General features: G+C 40.9%; 17 protein-coding genes. 12 read left to right on the forward strand and 5 right to left on the reverse strand.

Annotation, left to right across the window (positions count from 1 at the left end):
* The 4 genes from GGQ60_RS06390 to GGQ60_RS06405 form a co-directional block, all read right to left on the reverse strand.
* On the reverse strand, positions 1-321 hold the full coding sequence (locus tag GGQ60_RS06390; RefSeq protein ID WP_183761036.1) for a hypothetical protein: 321 nt from the start codon (positions 319-321) through the stop codon (positions 1-3).
* Positions 322-529: 208 nt separating this feature from the next.
* Positions 530-1,948 (reverse strand): glycoside hydrolase family 28 protein, encoded by a 1,419-nt coding sequence (locus tag GGQ60_RS06395; RefSeq protein WP_183761039.1) that lies wholly within the window; start codon positions 1,946-1,948, stop codon positions 530-532.
* Positions 1,949-1,999: 51 nt separating this feature from the next.
* A complete protein-coding gene (locus GGQ60_RS06400; RefSeq protein ID WP_183761042.1) occupies positions 2,000-3,628 on the reverse strand; it encodes a sodium/sugar symporter in 1,629 nt (542 codons plus the stop codon).
* A gap of 125 nt (positions 3,629-3,753) precedes the next feature.
* On the reverse strand, positions 3,754-4,761 hold the full coding sequence (locus GGQ60_RS06405; RefSeq protein WP_183761045.1) for a LacI family DNA-binding transcriptional regulator: 1,008 nt from the start codon (positions 4,759-4,761) through the stop codon (positions 3,754-3,756).
* Between the two features lie 478 nt (positions 4,762-5,239).
* On the opposite strand from GGQ60_RS06405, the gene GGQ60_RS06410 reads away from it, so the two are divergent.
* The 12 genes from GGQ60_RS06410 (at position 5,240) to GGQ60_RS06465 (ending at position 20,337) form a co-directional block, all read left to right on the forward strand.
* Complete coding sequence (locus tag GGQ60_RS06410; protein ID WP_183761048.1) at positions 5,240-6,127, forward strand: inositol oxygenase family protein; 888 nt, start codon at positions 5,240-5,242, stop codon at positions 6,125-6,127.
* A 60-nt stretch (positions 6,128-6,187) separates the two neighbouring features.
* On the forward strand, positions 6,188-9,232 hold the full coding sequence (locus GGQ60_RS06415; protein WP_183761051.1) for a SusC/RagA family TonB-linked outer membrane protein: 3,045 nt from the start codon (positions 6,188-6,190) through the stop codon (positions 9,230-9,232).
* Between the two features lie 10 nt (positions 9,233-9,242).
* A complete protein-coding gene (locus tag GGQ60_RS06420) occupies positions 9,243-10,841 on the forward strand; it encodes a RagB/SusD family nutrient uptake outer membrane protein (protein ID WP_183761054.1) in 1,599 nt (532 codons plus the stop codon).
* A 187-nt stretch (positions 10,842-11,028) separates the two neighbouring features.
* Entirely contained in the window at positions 11,029-12,003 is a 975-nt protein-coding gene (locus GGQ60_RS06425; protein WP_183761057.1) for a purple acid phosphatase family protein, read from the forward strand.
* A 5-nt stretch (positions 12,004-12,008) separates the two neighbouring features.
* Positions 12,009-13,241 carry an acyltransferase family protein gene (locus GGQ60_RS06430; protein WP_183761060.1) on the forward strand — a complete coding sequence of 411 codons (1,233 nt, stop codon included), beginning with the start codon at positions 12,009-12,011 and terminating at the stop codon, positions 13,239-13,241.
* A 1-nt stretch (position 13,242) separates the two neighbouring features.
* Positions 13,243-15,450, forward strand: coding sequence for an alpha-N-acetylglucosaminidase (locus GGQ60_RS06435; RefSeq protein ID WP_183761062.1), 2,208 nt, complete (start codon positions 13,243-13,245; stop codon positions 15,448-15,450).
* 97 nt (positions 15,451-15,547) lie between these two features.
* Complete coding sequence (locus GGQ60_RS06440; protein WP_183761332.1) at positions 15,548-17,800, forward strand: GH92 family glycosyl hydrolase; 2,253 nt, start codon at positions 15,548-15,550, stop codon at positions 17,798-17,800.
* 150 nt (positions 17,801-17,950) lie between these two features.
* Positions 17,951-18,232, forward strand: a complete 282-nt coding sequence (locus GGQ60_RS06445) for a hypothetical protein (protein WP_183761065.1) — start codon at positions 17,951-17,953, stop codon at positions 18,230-18,232.
* A gap of 86 nt (positions 18,233-18,318) precedes the next feature.
* Positions 18,319-18,588, forward strand: coding sequence for a hypothetical protein (locus GGQ60_RS06450; RefSeq protein ID WP_183761068.1), 270 nt, complete (start codon positions 18,319-18,321; stop codon positions 18,586-18,588).
* Between the two features lie 47 nt (positions 18,589-18,635).
* On the forward strand, positions 18,636-19,187 hold the full coding sequence (locus tag GGQ60_RS06455; protein WP_183761071.1) for a hypothetical protein: 552 nt from the start codon (positions 18,636-18,638) through the stop codon (positions 19,185-19,187).
* A 325-nt stretch (positions 19,188-19,512) separates the two neighbouring features.
* Complete coding sequence (locus tag GGQ60_RS06460; protein WP_183761074.1) at positions 19,513-19,953, forward strand: Hsp20/alpha crystallin family protein; 441 nt, start codon at positions 19,513-19,515, stop codon at positions 19,951-19,953.
* A gap of 78 nt (positions 19,954-20,031) precedes the next feature.
* Positions 20,032-20,337, forward strand: coding sequence for a hypothetical protein (locus tag GGQ60_RS06465; protein WP_183761077.1), 306 nt, complete (start codon positions 20,032-20,034; stop codon positions 20,335-20,337).
* 96 nt (positions 20,338-20,433) lie between these two features.
* Here the strand turns inward: GGQ60_RS06465 and GGQ60_RS06470 are convergent, their stop codons facing one another.
* Positions 20,434-20,844: a VOC family protein gene (locus GGQ60_RS06470; protein WP_183761080.1), complete on the reverse strand. Its 411-nt coding sequence runs from the start codon at positions 20,842-20,844 to the stop codon at positions 20,434-20,436.
* Positions 20,845-20,874 lie beyond the last annotated feature (30 nt).

Below are 20,874 nucleotides of genomic sequence, written 5' to 3' on the forward strand. Positions count from 1 at the left end.
CTAATTTAAGCCAACACGATCTTCTTTGAGCTTAATATATGAGGATACAATGCTCAGCATGATTTCATGATAGCGGTTTGTGGTTCCGCTATCCGCACACACTGAAACAATGTTTGCACTTTCAGCCTCTGCCTGGGTATAAACAATGCTAAACGCGGTGCTTAATAACCATTCTGGCAGATTTTCGGCACTGAGCATTATTTTACAGTTGACCAAACAAGTACCTTTTTCATTTCCTTCCATGCTCATTGTATAAACTAATGGCAACTCTATGGTGCCAAAATCGGGCAGATCAACCAATACGTTTATCTTTTTTAACATATATTTCTAGTCCCACAACAGCGAATATTTTCCATACTATTGCCTATGGCAGCGGTTATGGTATAGCGAAGTTGTTAAAAAAATCAGGCCTTTAATTAAATTTAGGTGTATTTATTTGCGTAAACGTTTAAGTAAAAACAGTATATATTTGATATGATAGATCCTGTAGAAGAACACGGCCTAAGGTGGTAAATTATCTCATCATATTCTATTTACCCACCGTGGTTTCGCTAAAATTAACCGTTCTAAGTTTATTAACGTTCTTTTGTTCCAGGGCTTTCCCTGCATAGCCTGGTTTATTTTCACCCCACACTACATTGCTGTTAAGCAGGCTGATGTATCCGGCATTTTCAAAATAAAATCCTGCTATGGCACTTTTAACAAGCCCTTCTACATTGCTTGGCCTGCGATCGTATACCCCGCCTGCTTCTTTGGTGGTTTTATCGAGGTATACGCTAACCTGGTCGAAATAGATCTCCGAAATTTTATCGGGACTTTCGCCACTGATGTACACACCGCTTTCTCCGGTACAGCGGATATTACTGAAATAAATATTTTTAACTGCCCCAACCTTGCCCTTGGTTTGTCCCTTTGGTAAACGCCAACCCGCATCTTTATTATTGCTGGTGGCTCTTGGATAAGCCGTAATATAAATCGGCTCTGCCTTGCCCCACCATACATCCGAAAAAAGTTTCGATTCGATAAAAAGGTTAGAGAAAACCACATTACTTACTGTACCCTCATCGCGGTTCTGAATGCCGATGCCGCGATTGCTCTTCCTGATATTACAATTATTAATCAGAACATTACTGATCCGGTCCATGTTTTCAGACCCTATTTTGATGGCACATGAGCTGGAGGTCATGGTACAGTTACTGATCACAATATTTTCACAGGCACCATATTCTTCATATTCACGCCTGTTTTTTAAGCAGATACAGTCATCGCCCGATTCGATAAAACAATTGGTAATCCGCACATTTTTACTGTGATCCAGATCAATGCCATCACTATTACGGATCTTGATGCTGTTCAGTAACGTTATATTCGATATCGATACATCATTACAACCTACCAGGTGCACCGTCCAATAGGCAGAATTCTGAAAAGTTACCCCATCTATATTCAATTTAGTACAACCGGTTAAAGTAAGCAGGTGAGGCCGTGGATCTACAACATTAAAGGGTTTTAATACATATGAATCGTTAAGCTCCTCTCCCATAAACGAAATCCCATTTCCATCAATTACACCGCTCCCGCTAATGCTCACCTGCTCCAGTTTTTCTCCGCCAATCCAAATGGTCCCCTCGCCCCTATTTTCTCTAAAAGCGCTTTGTGTATACAATTTCTCGTCGGGACTTGCCAGCAGCTTGGCACCACCTTCCACTCTTAAATCAACAAACGATTTCAAGTTAAACGGGCCGGTTAAAAACACATGGCCGGATGGTATAATTACCTGTCCCCCTCCTGCAGCAGAGCAGGCATCTATGGTTTTCTGGATAGCAGCAGCATCGTTGGTTTTACCATCGCCAACTGCACCATAATTTTTAATATTATATAATTTATGTTGAGCACATGCGCCAAAAGGAATCAGCAGGGTTAAAAAAAGTAAAACTTTAATCTTCATTCGTCAATTCGTTATAAATAAATACGTTAAATTATTTTAAGCACAATATACTTACCAAAAAACCGTATAAAGTGCTGCGAGAATACCACAGATAATCACCGAGGCAATGGTAAATGCCGGAGTAACCTTAAACATGCTCCGGTCAATTTCAAGTCCCTGTGGATTACCTTTACTTTTCGGATCTGTTAAGGTAACCACAGCCATCACCACCAGGATGATCATAAACACCCACGACATCCGGTTTAAGAAGGGAATTGCTGCAATGGTACCATGGCTTAATGCAGGCAGAAACTTAAATAAAGTAGACAGTGGTATGGTTAACAATGCTGCAGTAAGTGCGGCACGTGAAGTGGTTCTTTTCCAGAAAAAGCCGAGTAAAAAGATGGCAAAAACGCCAGGCGAGATAAACCCAACATATTCCTGGATAAACTGGTAAACCTGGTCGAAACTACGCAAGGCTGGAGCAATAACAATGGCAATCAGGGAGCCAACAACCACCGACCATCGACCAACTGAAACCAACCGGGTTTCGGAGGCTTCAGGTTTGATAAACTTTTTGTAAATATCCAATGTAAAAATGGTGGCTATGCTATTACACTTTCCGGCAAGAGAGGCCACAATGGCAGCGGTGAGCGCTGCAAAAGCCAGTCCCTTTACCCCTGCAGGCAATAAATTCATCAGTACGGGGTAAGCATGGTCCGGTTTAACCGTTCCGGCAGCATCTAGCATTTCGGACTGGAAATAACCACGCTGATAAAGTACATAAGCCGCAATCCCCGGGATTACTACAATTACCGGAATAAGTAACTTCAAAAATGCCGCAAATATTAATCCACTACGTCCGGTCTTTATATCGGCCCCCAATGCCCTTTGAACAATATACTGGTTACATCCCCAGTAATTTAAGTTGTTGATCCACAAACCACCCACCAGCACCGCAATGCCTGGCAATTCGTTATAAAATTTATCTCCTTTCGAAAATATCATATGAAAATGATCAGCTGCTTCACTGCGCAATAAAGGTAGCGAGGCTAAAACACTGGGTGCATCTAATTTTTCGGATACCAGCTTAAGTGCCATATAACAGGTAATCAGTCCACCTGCTACCAAAACAAAAACCTGTATTACATCCGTATAGCCGATTACCTTCATGCCACCTAGGGTAATGATGGCTGAAAAAATCGCCAGAAAAATAATACATACATTAAAAGGAATACCCGTAATCGTTTCGATAGCAATGGCCCCGAGAAAGAAAATGGATGTTAAGTTTACAAATACATAAACCAGTAACCAAAAAACAGCCATTAATGTACTTACCATGTTATTATAACGGTTAGACAGAAACTGGGGCATGGTATAAATTCTGTTCTTAATGTAAATGGGCAGAAAAAATACCGCTACAATAATCAGCGTGGCGGCAGCCATCCATTCGTAACTGGCAATGGCAAGCCCCATGGCAAAGCCCGATCCCGACATACCAATAAAATGTTCGGCAGAAATATTGGAAGCAATGATCGATGCGCCGATTGCCCACCAGGTGAGCGAACCTTCGGCCAAAAAGTAATCTTTGGTATCGGTACGTTGTTTTTTCTTGCTCCGGTAAACCCAGTACCCGTATGCCGAAACAATGATAAAATACATCAAAAAAACAACATAATCGAATGCAGACAGGTGGTTCATAAAGTTTTTTTACATTTGGTTTTTTCTAAAAATCAGAAAAAATCCCAATGTTGATGGTTTAATTGAATTATTTAATTACGTAAACGTTTTCGCGTATCCGGTAGTTACAACATAGATTTATCCTGTTAACAGCCTGTAGATTCGCGCTTGATCAACACCGATTTCAATATGATATCCTGTTCATCATCCAGTTGTTTATTGTTTAGGATTTTGAAGAGGCATTTTGCCGCCTCGCGCCCGATCTCGAAGGCAGGTTGTGAAATTGTAGTGAGCGAGGGGTTTAAGAGCTTTGCAGTACTCAGGTTAGAAAAACTGAGTACTTTAACGTGATTTGGAATCTGTAAATCCAATTCCCGGCAGGCGCAATAAGCAGGAATGATAAATTCTTCAATTGAAGAAAAAAGTGCATCCGGTTTATAATTTCCAAGCAATTCCTTTATCTGTTGCAGGTTAGATTCTTCATCGTCATGGTATTTAACAACAAGTTGCTCTATAAAAGCAATTCCGTGCGCTTTCAGGGCATCCTGGTAGCCTGCAAACCTCGCTTTCCCTGCCGGAAGATTTTCGAGTCCAAATAAATAGGCAATTTTGGTACAGCCAGCCTCAATTAAATGCTCAGTGGCCTGAAAAGCAATTTCATAATCGTCAGTAGTTACCCTAACTGCATCCAGGTTATCGTACACCCGGTCGAAAAACACCAATGGGATTTTTTTAACCAGTTTAGTATAATACTCACTGTTATATTCACTGCTCGATACTGAAGTAAGAATGCCATCTACCCGCCCGTTTAACAAACTGTTGGTAAAAGTTATTTCTGCTTCTATATTTTCGTGAGTCTGATAAATGAGTACATGGTAACCGTATTGCCGGGCAATCTCTTCAATTCCCTTTATGGATAATGAAAAAAAATTATTCGCTACGCAGGGAATAACCACCGCAATAGTTTTGGTTTTATTGCTCCTGAGGTTACTCGCCGCGGGATTTGGGGTATAATTCAGTTCTTTAGCCAAGTTCCATACCCGGTTTTTGGTTTTTAAACTGATTTCATAGCTGTCGTTGAGGGCCTTAGAAACGGTTGCTATAGAAATATTCAATTCTTGAGCCAACCGTTTAATATTAACTGCTTCCGCCATGTCTTTACATTTGTTTGTTAGTTGATAAGGATTACCGGCCTGAAATGCACCCGGCAGGGTCCTCCTTTTCTCACCAGTACCTCAATCAAGAACAGCAGTTCACTGGCTATACGAATATAACCAAGCGAAATTGATATTCAAAAACAAGTTAACTGATTCGGCAACCCGGTACCTTTTCAGGTGATGAAGAGATACCTGGCAACAAACGAAAATAGAAAATAAACGTCGATGTTACTATTATTTTTTTCTTTTGCCGATTCTTTCGCAAGCGACCAGGAAGAAAGTCCTCCATCCAACCAAAAACCCGCTTCAACTGCTAAAAATTAGACATTTTACTCCATATTTCATATTCCGAAAGAAGATTTACGTAATCGTTTAAGTAAATAAAATTGGCAAAAAATAAAATTTTAAGCTTACAAAAACTCAATTTTAACCTGGTAACCAACAAAAATTTCAAACGAATCAAATTTCCAGCCTTATGAGAAACCAAAGCACATCTTTAAAAGACAACCAAAATCCGTTGCAAAATCTCGATCAATGGGAAGAGGATATTTTAACCCGTTACCCTGATCCGAAAACCATCAATGCTGACAAAAAGGAAGAGCAGTTCAGAAATTATGATGAAACGGAAAAGGATAGCGTAAAAGAATTTTACAGGCTTAACCATACCTACCAGACCTATGATTTTGTCAAACAGAAAAAAGCAGAGTACTTAAAGTTCGACAAAAAGGAAATGCCAATTTGGAGTGCCTTTGATTTTTTAAATAAGTTGGTGGATGACTCTGATCCTGATACCGATCTTGACCAGATGCAACACCTGTTGCAAACGTCTGAAGCCATCAGAAACGACGGTCACCCGGACTGGATGGTACTGGTAGGATTGATCCATGATATGGGCAAGGTACTGTGTTTGTTTGGAGAGCCACAATGGGCTGTGGTTGGCGATACTTTTCCTGTAGGTTGTGCTTATTCAGATAAAATTGTTTACCCCGAATTTTTCAGCAACAATCCTGATTATCAAAATGAAATTTATCAAACAAAATTGGGTGTTTACACTCAAAACTGCGGATTAGATCAGGTAGATATGTCTTGGGGTCATGATGAATACGTATACCATATGATGAAACCCTACCTGCCAGAACCAGGCTTGTATATGCTTCGCTACCACTCTTTTTATTCTCAGCACAGGGAAAATGCCTATGATCATTTAATGAATGAAAAAGACCATGAAATGTTTAAATGGGTTAACCTGTTTAATCCATACGACCTGTATTCTAAAAATCCCAATCAGAAAAGCTGGGCAGAACTCGAACCTTATTACAAAGCCCTGGTTGCTAAATATTTACCGCCAAACATTAAATTTTAAATTCTATCTCCAAACATTTATAACCAAATAAACAATTTATGAATCTAATTTTACAAAATCATGAGATTTAAATGTACACGCTTAAAGTATAGTGGCATATTCATGCTGTTATTACTCCTCGGCCAGGTATTCAATGTTGCCCATGCGCAAACTGAACGAAAAATTACCGGAAATTTAGTCGACGATGCCAAACTGCCTATTGTAGGTGCTTCAGTTACTGTTAAGGGTACAACCAAAGTGACCTCAACCGGAGCTGGTGGTTCCTTTAGCATCACTGCAAAAACAGGAGATAAAATCCTCTTCAGCTTTTTAGGCTATCAAACAAAAGAACTTACCGTAACCAATGCATCTACCTACCAGGTAACCATTAGCGAAGCCAGTTCATCCCTTACTGATGTAGTGGTTGTAGGTTACGGAAAAAGCAGCAGAAAAACACTTACCAGCTCTATATCAACAGTTAAGGGCGACGATTTAAATAAAGGTGCCATCAGTGATGTTGGCCAGATGCTGCAAGGTAAAGTACCAGGCTTAAACATTACCAGAAATGGCGATCCAAGCCAAAATGCAGCCATCATTATGCGCGGTGCCTCTACCCTTCGTGATGGAGCCCAATCGCCATTATTTGTAATTGATGGTGTAGTTGGTGCCGACATTTCGATTCTGGCGCCAGACGATATCGCCACGATCGACGTATTAAAAGATGCTGCAGCTGCCGCTATTTATGGTAACAGGGCCGCTAATGGTGTAATTATGGTTACCACCAAAAGAGGTGTAGCAGGTGCAGCACAAATTGCTTACAATGGCTACTTTGGTATAGAAAACGTATCTAACCGGTACGACATGATGGATGCCGATCAATTAAAGGCATTCCTGGCAAAAAATAATTCTGCCCTCACGCCGGCAAATGATAAGGGTGCCAATACCAACTGGCAGGATGAGGTACAGCGCAGTAATGCTTTATCTTACAACCACAATGTATCGCTGAGCGGCGGTACCGAAAAAACCACCTACAATGCCAGTTTAAATTATTTTAAACAAAATGGTATTATTAAAACCAGCGATTTAAACAGGTTTATTGGCCGCATCGGCATTGAACAGAAAGCTTTAAACGACAGGCTGAAGATCGGATTGAACATTAGTAACTCAGTAACTAATGCCAACCTCGTTCCTTACCGTAATACGGTACTGGCACAGATGCTGACTTACCTGCCAACATCGCCGGTAAAGAATCCGGACGGTTCTTATTTTGATAACCTTATCCAGACCAGCTACTATAACCCGGTTTCGATGCTCGAAAACGGTACAGAGAACCTGAAGAATAAAAACATCCTGGGAAATTTAACGGTTAATCTAAAATTGCCATTCGGCTTCTCTTACGATGTTTCAGCATCTTATCAGAACAGCCAAAACGTTTATGGTGCATTTTATAACAGCATTTATACTTCGAGGTATAACAACGTTCGGAATACCCCAGAGCCACCAGCAACACCAAGTTTTGTAAACTTAGTGGGTAAAGATGGTGTGGCGGTAAGAAATGCCTATCAGAACACCAATAAAATTTTAGAAACGTATTTAACCTGGAATAAAAAATTTGGCGACCACGATATTAATGCTGTAGTGGGTTATTCTTATCAGCAATCGCTAAATAACGATGGTTTTCAGGCAACTTCAACAAATTTCCCGATTAACCAGGTTAGTTATAACAATTTAAGTTTAGGAAACCCCTATGCAGTGCCTGATTTCAGGGTTGATTTTAATCCGGGGGTAACTTATCAGGAAATACTGATGATTTCTGATTTTGCAAGGGTTAATTACAACTATAAAAATAAATACCTCATCCAGGGATCGATCAGAAAAGATGGGTCGAATGTATTTGGAGCCAACGAAAAATGGGGCTATTTCCCGTCAGTAGGTGCAGCATGGAATATTGATCAGGAGAGTTTCTTTAAAAATACAGGCGTTCTTAAAACCCTTAAATTAAGGGGTAGTTACGGTATTGCAGGTAACTCGCTTGGATTTGCCCCACTTACCACTAAACTTATTTATGGGCAGGTAGGACAATTTTATTATAACGGTTCGCCAAGAGAAGGTGCTTATGGTGCCATCCAAAATGAAAACCCTGATTTGAGATGGGAGAAAACGGCTACAACCAATATTGGTTTGGATTTCGGGCTATTTAATGGCAGATTAAGCGGATCAGTAGACGTATACGATAAAAAAACAACTGATTTGATTTTGACATTTGGCGTTGATAATAACTTATTCCCGGCAGGTTCTTATACAGCAAATGTTGGTAGTTTGAGCAACAAAGGTATTGAAGTGGTTCTAAATGGTACGCCGGTTAGCACCCAAAACTTCAGCTGGAATACCACTTTTAACCTGGCACATAACCAAAATAAAATCATTACCCTATCGGACGATAGCAGATTCAATATAGAGGATCGCCTTACTGTTTCTCCAGATGGCGCCGGACAAAGTGGTGCAACATTGCAAATACTTAAACCGGGGCAGCCGATCGGAACATTTTTTACCTTTAAGTATGCAGGTAAAGATGCTAATGGTGTTTCACAGTATTATGATGCAGCCGGAAACATCAAAACACAGGGCTTGCTTAATAAAACCGATTATTACATTCTCGGAAATGCACAACCAAAAGCGATGTTAGGTTGGTCAAATAATTTAAGGTATAAGAACTTTGATCTAAGTGTATTCATGAGAGCGGTATTAGGTGTTAAAATTATGAACGTTACCCGTGCCGATTTATTCAGGCCGAGTACTGCCCAGTTCACCAATATCCCTGTAGAGGTTGAAAATGAATCGACAGCTGATTTCAACTCTTACAAATATTCGAGCAGATTCTTAGAGAACGGCAGTTACCTGCGTTTAGATAATGCCACACTAGGATATACGTTCAAAAAAGGACTTATTCCTGGTGTAAATTCTATTCGATTGTATACCACAGCAAATAACCTGTTTGTAATTACCGGTTATAAAGGAATAGACCCGGAAATTAACCAGGGTGGTACTGCTCCAGGGGTAGATACCAATAACTTTTACCCTAAAACCAGAACATTTTTATTCGGGTTAAACGTATCATTTAACTAAAATTAAAAAGATGAAAAATCTTATCAAATACATTGCAGGAACTGCGTTATCGCTAGGCGTATTAACTTCCTGCCATAAACTGGATTTAAAAGTGGAAACACAGCTAACTCCTGAAACATTTCCTCAAACAGATCAACACTATATACAGCTAACCGGTCAGGTATATGTACAGCTTCGTCAAAACTGGAGTACCGATTATTTCTTTATGCAGTCGTTAAGTACTGACGAATCCATTATGCCGGCAAGAGGCGGAAACTGGTACGATGGAGGGGTATTCGAAATGCACCATAAGCACTCGTGGAATAAAGACAACGGACATATCAGCAGTGGCTGGGGATGGCTTTCAGCAACCATCAGTAAAGCAAACCAAAGCTTGTTTTTACTGAAAGATGCTCCGGAATCTCCCGGAAAAACAGTGGCCGTAGCCGAAGTTAGGGCTACGAGGGCTTTAGCCTTTTTCATGATGATGGATTTATGGGGTAATATTCCGATTGTGACCACTTTTGGTCAAACTACACCGCCCGAAACCAAAACACGCCTGGAAGTTTTTAATTTTATTGAGGCAGAACTTAAAGAAGTATTGCCAAATTTAAGCAGTGCTGTAGGAACGGCCACATATGGCCGCCCAAATAAATATACTGCCTATGCTATCTTAGCCAAAATGTACTTAAATGCCGAAGTATATACCGGAACTCAACGCTACAACGATGCTGTGGCCATGTGCGATGCCATTATCGGTGCCTCAGGTTCTCCATACAGCTTGGAAAGCGATTACAGAAAAATGTTCTTCATTGACAACGGTCCTCAGATCAAAGAGTTTATTTTTGCCATCCCTTTCGATCCGGGCTTTAGCAATGGTACCATGATTTATTCGCGTTACTCATTACCGCGCTCTTTACAGAAAAAGTACAGCTTAAAATTTACACCAAGTGCACCAATGAGCACCTTGCCAGAGTATTATGCTAATTTTAATGATCCTAATGATAAAAGGAATGCACAGTGGATAAAAGGATTGCAGACGTATTACGATGGTTCGCCAGTAACCGTAGCGACTACCAAAAAAGGATATGATCAGTTTTACACCGGTTCTGATGGTTCAGCTGCACTCACTTATCAGGTAGATATTACTCCAAATGTTACGCTTAGAGATGCATCCAGACCTTTTGATGCAGGAAACGATGAAATAGCGTGGAATATGGGATACAGAAACAATAAGTTTTACTGCGACAGCACCTCATCAAGCAGAAACCAGAATAACGACGTACCGGTTTTCAGGTATTCGGATATTTTATTAATGAAAGCCGAAGCCATATTAAGGGGTGCAACGCCTACGCAAGGTCAAACGGCTTTATCATTGGTTAATCAGTTACGTGCCGTTCGTACCACTTCACCGGCATGGACTTCAGTTACCTTAGAAGATCTATATAAAGAACGCTGCAGGGAAATGGCCTGGGAGTGCTGGCACCGTAACGACATGATCCGTTTCGGCAAGTATGAGGGAACATGGGGCTTTAAAACAGATGCACAGACCTTCCACAGGTTAATGCCAATACCGGCATCGGCCATAATTTTAAATCCTAAACTGAAACAAAATCCCGGATACAATTAATATATATTTCTTAGAAGAGGTTGTATCATAATATAGAATTGTCATCCTGAGCTTGTTGAAGGATCTGCTCAAATACTGCAAGGCGTTTCGACAGGCTCAATGTGACAAACTTCTATAAAAAAAATTCATGATACTTCCTCTTCTTCGCATTGATGTTTAGATCATTTAAATATTTCAATCTTTCTCTATGATTAAAAAATTACTTTTATCTATTCTGCTGCTTCCTTCCGTTTTACATGCACAAACTTTAATAAAAAACTCACCTCAGGCTTCAGCAACAAAAAACCTGATTAAAGAAAGTAATGCTTTAAATTTCATCGCCATGGGGGATTGGGGCCGTAATGGCGCCGATCATCAAAGGCAAGTAGCCAGGCAGATGGGTATTACTGCATCCGATGTTAAGGCTAATTTTATCATTTCTACCGGCGATAACTTTTATCCCAGTGGCGTAATCAGCGCTCAAGATCCCTCTTTTAAATACTCTTTCGAAGATATCTATACCGATTTTTCGCTGCAATGGGACTGGTATGTGGTTCTGGGTAACCACGATTACAAATCTAACCCCGATGCACAGGTAGAATATTCCAAAATCAGCAGAAGATGGAAAATGCCTGCCCGTTACTATGCAAAAAAATTCCCCATCAATGGTGATCTCAATAACCAGGTGTTAATTGCTTTTATTGACACCAACCCGCTTATACCCGAATTTTACAGCAATGCCGAATATGGCCCGAATGTTAAAGGACAGGACACCACGGCGCAGAAACGCTGGCTGGTTAAAACACTGGCAGATGCCGATCCTGCAATTAAATGGAAAATTGTAGTAGGCCACCACCCTATTTATACTGGCGGCAGCCGGACTGAGGCCTATGATACCAAAGCTGTTCGCAATTCATTAAAATCAACTTTTGAAAAATACGGTGTAGATGTGTATCTTACCGGGCACGAACACAGTATGCAGTACATTAAACCTGCCGGAAAAACACATTATTTTATTTCCGGTTCAGCTTCTGAAAAAACACCTGTAAAACTTATCGCCGATGCCGAAATGGTGGCATCAGAATATGGTTTTATGTTATTCTCTGTTAACAACAACCAGTTACGCGTGCAAGCTATTAATGATCAGGGCGAGATTATTTATAATACGCTAATTAAAAAATAAGCGCCATGGATCAAGCCAGCAGCACAGTTACTCCAACAGCACAACCAGCAGCTAAACCTAAACGACTGCTTTCGCTCGATGCCTTGCGTGGTTTTGATATGTTTTGGATTGTGAGCGGCGAAGGTATTTTTCATGGTTTAGCCCATGGCATTAAAGAAGACCACGCCTTGGTGCAAAACACGTACGACTGGACCATTGCAACCAATCCCAGTCTTTCCTTATTTGAAAAGATATTGGTGGGCATCAGTAACCAATTGCACCATTCGCCCTGGAATGGCTTTACCTTTTATGACCTCATTTTCCCGCTTTTCATATTCATTTCAGGGGTATCTATGCCTTTCTCTTATCAGAAGTATTTTACAGATAGAGAGACCGGAAATGCACCAACAGGTAAGATTTATTATGCGCTGATTAAAAGAACCCTGATTTTAATTCTACTGGGTGCCGTGGTTAATGGCCTGCTGCAGTGGAAAGGTTATGAGCATATCCGTTTTGCCAGTGTACTGGGCCGTATTGGCCTGGCAACCTTTTTTGCCGCTTTAATTTACCTCAATAGCCCACTTAAAAAACAGGTCGTCTGGTTTGTATCTATCCTGGTTGGCTATTACCTATTAATGCGTTTTGTGCCCGTTCCGGGCTTTGGCAGTGGAGTTTTCACGCCAGAGGGCAATCTTTCTGCATATATAGACCGCTTGTTACTTCCCGGCAAGCTTCACCGTACAGTTTACGATCCGGAAGGTTTACTGAGCACTGTACCTGCCATTTGCTCCGCTATGCTGGGGATATTTACCGGTTCATTTATAAAGAATAAAGCAGTGTGTCCCGATCCCAAGAAGAAAGTGTTGTATTTAACGATGGCAGGCATCGTATTAATATTAACTGCGCTGGCAGGTAGCTTCCTTTTCCCCATCAACAAAATCATGTGGACGAGCACTTTCGTACTCTTTGCAGGCGGCTGGAGCATTATACTTTTTTCGCTTTTCTATTATTTTATTGATGTGTGTAATTATCAAAAATGGTGCATGCCCATGGTGTGGATAGGTACCAATTCGATATTAATCTACATTTTCGCTCACGGCCTGTTTAATTTCGAATCTACTTCCAACTTCCTCTTCGGCGGAATCATTAATACCATCCCTACTGCGTGGCAACAGGCTGGCGTATGGACGGGTGTACTCCTTATACAATTGTTTGGCTTAAAGTTCCTCTTTGATAAAAAGTGGTTCCTAAAAATTTAATATGAAAATAAAAATACCATTTGCGGTACTGTTTGTACTATCGTTCAATAACCTGTGGTCGCAGGCATACCTATCCTCTTCTGATCAACTCATTGCACGGATCTTACCTAAGCAACGCCAGGCATTTGTTACCAAAAGTATTGCCACTGTAAACGGTAAGGATGTATTTGAAATTGAAAGCAAAAACAATAAGATCGTACTTAGTGGCAGCAGTGGTGTTGCCCTGGCTTCGGCTTTTTATTATTATTTAACCGAATACGCCCACTGCCAGATTACCTGGAATGGCACCAATTTAAATTTACCCGCTACCTTACCTCAGGTAAAAACAAAAATAAGGAAAGAAACACCTTACGATTACCGCTACTATTTAAACTATTGTACTTTTAATTACAGCATGAGCTGGTGGGATTGGCCGCGCTGGGAAAAAGAGATAGACTGGATGGCACTTCACGGTATTAACATGCCCCTTGCCATTACCGGCGAAGAATATACCTGGTACCTTTTATACAAAGAAATGGGCTTTTCGGATGAAGAACTTAAAGGTTTTTTTACCGGACCTGCTTATTTCTCGTGGTTTTGGATGGGTAACATGGATGGCTGGGGTGGTCCGCTTCCGGTAAGCTGGATGAAAAGCCACTTCGAACTGCAAAAGAAAATTTTAGCCCGGCAAAGATCGCTTGGAATGAAACCGGTACTACCAGCCTTTACCGGACATGTACCCGCAGCATTTAAGAATAAATTTCCACAGGCGAAATTAAAAGCCACCAACTGGACCAATGGCTTTGCCGATACTTACATCCTTGATTCGGAAGATCCCATGTTTGCCCAGATCGGAAAGAAATTTCTGCAGAAACAAACCGAACTATTGGGTACCGATCATCTTTACTCGGCCGATACTTTTAACGAGAATGAGCCACCCTCTTCCGATCCAGAATTTTTAGGTAAACTGAGCGCGAGGGTTTATGATGGCATGGCACAGGCCGATCCTAAGGCCATCTGGGTGATGCAGGGATGGCTATTTTACAGTGACAGGAAATTTTGGAAAGAGCCACAAACAGAAGCCTTATTAAAGGCCGTACCGAACGACAAGATGATTTTACTCGACCTGGCAACTGAAATTGAGCCGGTTTGGAAACGCACACAAGGTTTTTATGGCAAGCCATGGATCTGGAACATGCTGCACAACTTTGGTGGCAATACCAACCTGTTTGGCCGGATGGATGTGGTGGCAACTGCACCAGCCGAAGCCCTTAACAATCCACAAAGTGGTAAAATGAAAGGTATAGGCCTCAGCATGGAAGGTATAGAACAAAATCCGGTACTTTACGAACTGATGATGGACAATGCCTGGCAAACTAAACCTATAGATCTGAAAACCTGGTTGCCTAAATTTGTACGTAACCGCTACGGAAAAAGTAATGTAAATGCCTTAAAAGGCTGGGAAATATTACGGAAAACCGTTTATAATGTGCCAGCCGATAAATACATCAGGGATGGTGCCGAATCGATTATTCAGGCACGCCCTACATTCGATTCGTTAACCCGCTGGGCCAAAACCACCTTAAATTACCGCGAAAAGGATTTGCTGCCGGGTTGGGATGAATTTGTAAAAGCCGCACCACTTTGCAAAAACAGCGATGGCTTTCAATACGATCTGGTTGATATTACCCGGCAGGTAATGGCCAATTATGCCCTGCCAATACAAAGAAACATTGTTGCAGCCTACCGCAAAAAAGACCTGGCTACATTTAAAAAAGAAAGCAGCAAATTTATACAGCTGATTGACGATATGGACCGGCTGTTGGCCAGCAGAAAAGATTTTATGCTCGGGCCTTGGGTTAGCGATGCCAGGCGATGGGGAGAAACCCCTGCCGAAAAAGCACTTTACGAAATGAATGCCAAAGACCTGATTACCCTTTGGGGCGATGCTAAAAGCCCATTGAACGAGTATGCCTGCAGGCAATGGAGCGGATTGTTAACTGATTTTTATAAACCAAGGTGGCAGCTCTTCTTTACCCGGGCCGAACAATCGTTAAAACAGCAAAGCGATTTTAATACCAGCCAATTTAACGAAGAAGTAAGCAACTGGGAGTGGAAATGGGTAAACCAGCGAAAAGACTATCCAACCAAAACCGTTGGGAACCCGGTAAATTTAGCACTGGAAATGTATCAGAAATACCGCAAAGCCATGGGGATAATACACCAGTAATTTCCCCGCCCTAAAAAGCTGATTAAAAGGCTCATATAATAGCTTTACCGATATGAAAATTGTGATCCTATTTACCATGCGAAGTCAGAATGCTGTTATGCGGCTAATATTTTTCATATCCGCTTTATTATTGCTTTTCATACTTAGCGGTAGGATGGCTTTTGCGCAGCAATCTCTTATCAGGTATGTGCAGCCATTTTCGGGCACTTCTGCAAGTACCACACTGGCCAGCCAGCATATAGAAGATAAAACAGAAAGGCTGGCCAATACCATACCTGCAGTTGCACCCCCTTTTAGCATGACCCAATGGACGCCCCAAACGCAGCTTTCAGAAAAAAAATGCCTTGCCCCTTATTACTACAATAACAAAAAATTTTATGGTTTCAGGGCCAGTCACTGGCTCAGCGGTTCGTGTACCCAAGATTACGGGAGCTTTACCATTATGCCAATTTCGGGTAGCCTTAAAACCCAAGCAGCCCAATATGCAGAAAATTACGTTCATCAAAATGAAGTTTCTACTCCATCCTACTACAAATTAAAATTACCTCAACATCAGCTCTTAACAGAAATTACAGCCAGCCTGAGGTGTGGCATCATGCGAATCACTGCGCTAAAAACAGATAGTGTTTATGTTTTAGTTAGTCCTAACAGCGATCAGAACAGGGGTTTTATTCAAATAGATCCGGTAAAAGGCGAAATTTCCGGCTACAACCCTGTTCATCGCATTTACCAGGGATGGGGAGAGCCTGCAGGCTTTAGTGGTTATTTTTTCATCCGTTTCAAAAAATCTTTTACATCGGCAGGGGTTTATAGCGAAGGACACATTTTCAATCAGCAAAACATCAGTAACAAAAAGGATATCGGTGCTTTTGCAGGCTTTAGACTGAAAAAGGGAGAACAGCTGGTGGTGTATTCCGGTACTTCGTTTACCAGTATCAATGCCGCAAAGGCTAACCTGGAAAGTGAAATTAAAAAAGATGATTTTAACACTGTTTTAGCACGTACCAATCAGGTATGGGAAAAATCCCTCTCGCAGATCCGTATTTCGGACACGAACGAAAAAGGGAAAAAAATCTTTTATACGGCCCTTTACCATGCCATGCAGCATCCAAGGTTATATAATGATGTGGATGGAAAATATCCGCGGTTTGGTGGGAAATATCAATACGAAACAATAAATAGGCGCCAATATTACGATGATTTTTCAATGTGGGATATTTACCGCGCACAATTGCCTTTAATCGAACTGTTACAGCCCAGATTAGCCAATAACCTGGTTAATTCGATGATATTAAAAGGTGAGCAAGGGGGCTGGATGCCTATCTTTCCATGCTGGAACAACTATACCGCAGCCATGATCGGTGATCATACAACGGCTTTTATCGCTTCTGCATATCATAAAGGTATACGCAATTATGATATTAACGAAGCTTACCGGCTAATGAGGAAAAATGCCTTTCAAATGCCCGATTCTGTCGATTACCTGAACGGAAAAGGCCGACGAGGAATTAACAGTTACCTGAAATATGGTTATATCCCCATGGATGATAGTATTCCTGATGCTTACCACAAAAAGGAACAGGTGAGCAGAACGCTCGAATATGCCTATGATGATTATGCGTTGGCAACAATTGCCAAAGATCTGGGCAAAGAAAACGATTACAGGGAATTATCAAACAGATCGCTTAATTACCGGCATATTTTTGATCCAAGTGTTGGAATGGTTAGGGGGCGATTTGCCAACGGCAACTGGTATGAGCCTTTCTATCCCGATCATCGCGAACCTTATATTACAGAAGGAACGCCGAGGCAGTATACTTTTTATGTTCCGCACGATATGCCCGGACTGATCAGCCTGATGGGTGGACCTAAAAACCTAGAAAACGAACTGGATTCGCTCTTTCATAAAAAAGAATACTGGCATGGAAATGAACCTGGCCACCAAATCCCATTTTTGTACAACTATACCCCTTCTTCATGGAAAACCCAGCTGCAGGTATCACGCATTATGACAGAAGAGTATGGCGAAGGCGCCGGTGGCCTGAGTGGCAATGATGATGCCGGGCAAATGTCGGCATGGTATGTGTTTGCGGCATTGGGCTTTTACCCTGTAGATCCTGTTTCAGGAAACTACCAGTTATCAAGTCCTTTATTTAAGCAGGCTATACTATCTTTCAATAATGGTAAAAAGTTAACCATAACAGCCATCAAAAAGAGTCAAAAATCGATTTACAGCTCAAAAATTATTTTAAATGGAAAGCCTTTCACAAAAAGAGAGATTACACATCAACTGTTGTTACAGGGTGGGAAATTAATTTTTTATCTCCAGGATCACCCGCCACGGCTTTAAATCCTGAAAATAATCGACATGTAAGGAGCATTTATTGATCGCACCGAACAGTCTTATAAAAAAGAAGGATATTTTGACCCAGCTAGTTCTTAAACAAAAGCAAAAACAGGAGTATTACACTTAGCAAAAGGATAAAAACAATCATTCTTTTTGGAAAAACAGTTTCATGTTCTTCATTACTGGTTTTATCCTGTGTTTTTAAAATTTGCCTTTCGACACCCATTGTTGAAATACTTTATAGGAGGTTTGACTGCCTCAGGGCCAAAAGGATTAAAAGAAAAAAAATATTTGTGCAATCTGCCTGATTTCCTCAACCATAAAACCACTACTCACCAGGTTACCGGTACTAAAAAATACGGTACTGGTGTGGTTTCGCAAAACGGTCATCCACAACACTTAACAAACAAACAACAACCTGCTAACCTTAAGTAAATATTGATGGGTTAACTTGTACTTAAGTTATGCTTATCCACAGCATAAAACAGGTAAAGAACAATGTTTCAATAAAACATTAAGCTATGAAACAGCAGGCCCGAACGATTCCAGGAAAACTGGTTGATTTTGATTATAACAGGTTTAAGTTACCCACTTTTGTTATGCAGTTTAAACCCTCTGTGTACCAAGACGGCGATTGCTTTTACGCGGTATTATCCTTTGAAGAGGAGCACGATGTTTCAGGCCTTGGTACCTCACCCGAAGATGCGTTAATAGACTGGAACGATAAAGTATGCGAAATGCTGGCCTTATCGGGTCCTTTACGTACTTCGTTAGGCGCCAAAAACAAATAAACGGCCTCAAAAAGCGGCAAACTGAACACTTTCCTAAATTTATTCTGATGAACCACAACATATCTACCGGCCTGGTATTTTACCCGGGCTATAACCAACCGAATTTTCTCGGCAATTGCCATTTTGAAATCAAAAGACCATGCGATTGTTCCATGATCCAGCTCCATCACTTTTATTTATTATTGAGAAAAGGGAATAAGGTTTCGCCGGTTGATCTGCACTTAAAGATTTTCAATGCAGCGTTTCTCGCTTTCTGCTATCATGGGAAAAAACTGGTTGGCATATCGGCTATAAAAAGGCCTAATGTTTCTTATTTGCATGATGTATATAAAAAGGCCGGTATTAACACCAACATGGATCAACCGTTTTTAGAGATCGGTTATTCATTTACCCGCGAATCACTTCGTAAAAAGGGAATCAGCAGTACATTAAAACGAATGTTACTCGAAAAAATCAGGTATCACCATGGTATTGTTTTTTCGACTACGGCGACTCCCAGCAGTCAGCGTTTTTTGTTGGCCAATGGCTTCCTGGCCAAAGGGAATCCTTATCAGGGCAACTTCGATCATCATATCGTTTATTTCGAACGTACTCAGTAATTCTAGGCCGGGTTTGGAAGTCTACCCTCCTTTTGTACGGAAATACATCAGGACCTGCTGAAATATCAGCCATGGTGATGAGGCTTCTTTCCTGCTTGCCATAACGATAATACAGGTTGCTGAAACTGAAAAAATTTCAGCCGTCGAACTGAAAAAATTTCATAAAAAATGAATTTTTTTCAGCGGAAACCGCTCACCGGCACGCCATAAAGGCCTTGGCATAATGCTTGATCCATGTAAGATGTAACCCTAAAAAGGTTAAAGTGTTAAATTAATTGATTTTATAGTCCATTTATGATTTAAAACATTAAAAGGAGAAAAAACTATGACATTGGTTAAATTCAATCCAGAAAAAAAGAACAGTTCATTATTGCCAGGCTTTAATGACATCTTTGAATCCGTATTAGGCGATACCTTTTTTACCGACCGTCGTTTAAGCAGCGTACCAGCAGTTAACATTTCCGAATCGAACGAAGAGTACCACATCGAACTGGCTGCACCTGGATTAAAGAAAGACGATTTTAAGGTATCTGTAGAGCGGGATATGCTAACCATTTCTACCGGGCAGCATACCGAAAACAATAGTGATGGTAAAACCTATAACAGAAGGGAATACAGCTACTCGGCATTTACCAGGGCCTTCACCCTTCCGGAGAGTGCCGACATTGAACGCATCCAGGCCGCTTATACAGATGGTATACTCCATCTTAACATCCCAAAAAAGGAAGAAGCCAAAGCGGTTTCCAGACAGATCGAAATACAATAATTCCCCAAGTGCCGCTCAATGCGGCACTTTTTATTATCGTATACTGAAATCCATTTAGAAAATTATAACAGTTTAGCTATGGAAACCCGTTTTACCATTAACATCAGCCTTGAGGGGCCAGGTGGAAAAATCACCTATGGCCAATTTTCTCTTGGCAAGAATAAAAAGGAAGCCAGTGAAATTTTTTCACTTTTAAAAGGCAGCGCAGAAAATGTTCCCGGATGTTCATTAAAAATAGATTTTATGGAAGAAATGATGGAACTGCCCATTCTTATTGGCACCTTAAATTGTAACCTGGATGAGCTAAAAGAAAATATTGCCATTATTTCAAAGGAAATATTCCGTATTGCCCATCTGGAAAACGGGAATATTAATGCTGAATAATAAAACAGGCTTTAGAAAAGGGAATCCTGTTCGATACCCTTTTACTAAATTACGCATTGGGTTAGCTTTTACGATTAGATCAGAGCCCTAATGGATTTAAATTTTACCCTCAAATTTTTTGATCGCGACAGTGCTTACTGGCGTAAAAAAGTTAACCAAGTTCCCATCAGGATCACGGAACAGCAGCGAACGATTTCCCCATGGCATCGTTTTCGGCTCTTGCACTAAAAAGTTGGTCAGGAAAGCAGATTGCTCCTGGTAAATGCGGTCTACATCATTTGTGATCCATTCAATTATTGTCGTGTGGTTTTCGGCAGCTCTGGCCACCTCTTGCCCTCCAAAAAACTGTAATGTTCTTGTACTTCCAATAGCCAATGTTGCATTTGCCATTTGAAGCTCCGCAAAGTCTTCTGTATAACGGATACCCTTGAGTTGAGTGATCTGCTCATAAAATTCCATTAATTTACTAACGTCATCGGTAATAATTCTGATTGAAACGAGATTCATAATTTGTCTTTTAATTTGTTTCAGCCAAAT

The sequence above is a fragment of the Pedobacter zeae genome (assembly GCF_014196715.1).
In the GTDB taxonomy this organism is placed as follows: Bacteria; Bacteroidota; Bacteroidia; order Sphingobacteriales; family Sphingobacteriaceae; genus Pedobacter; species Pedobacter zeae.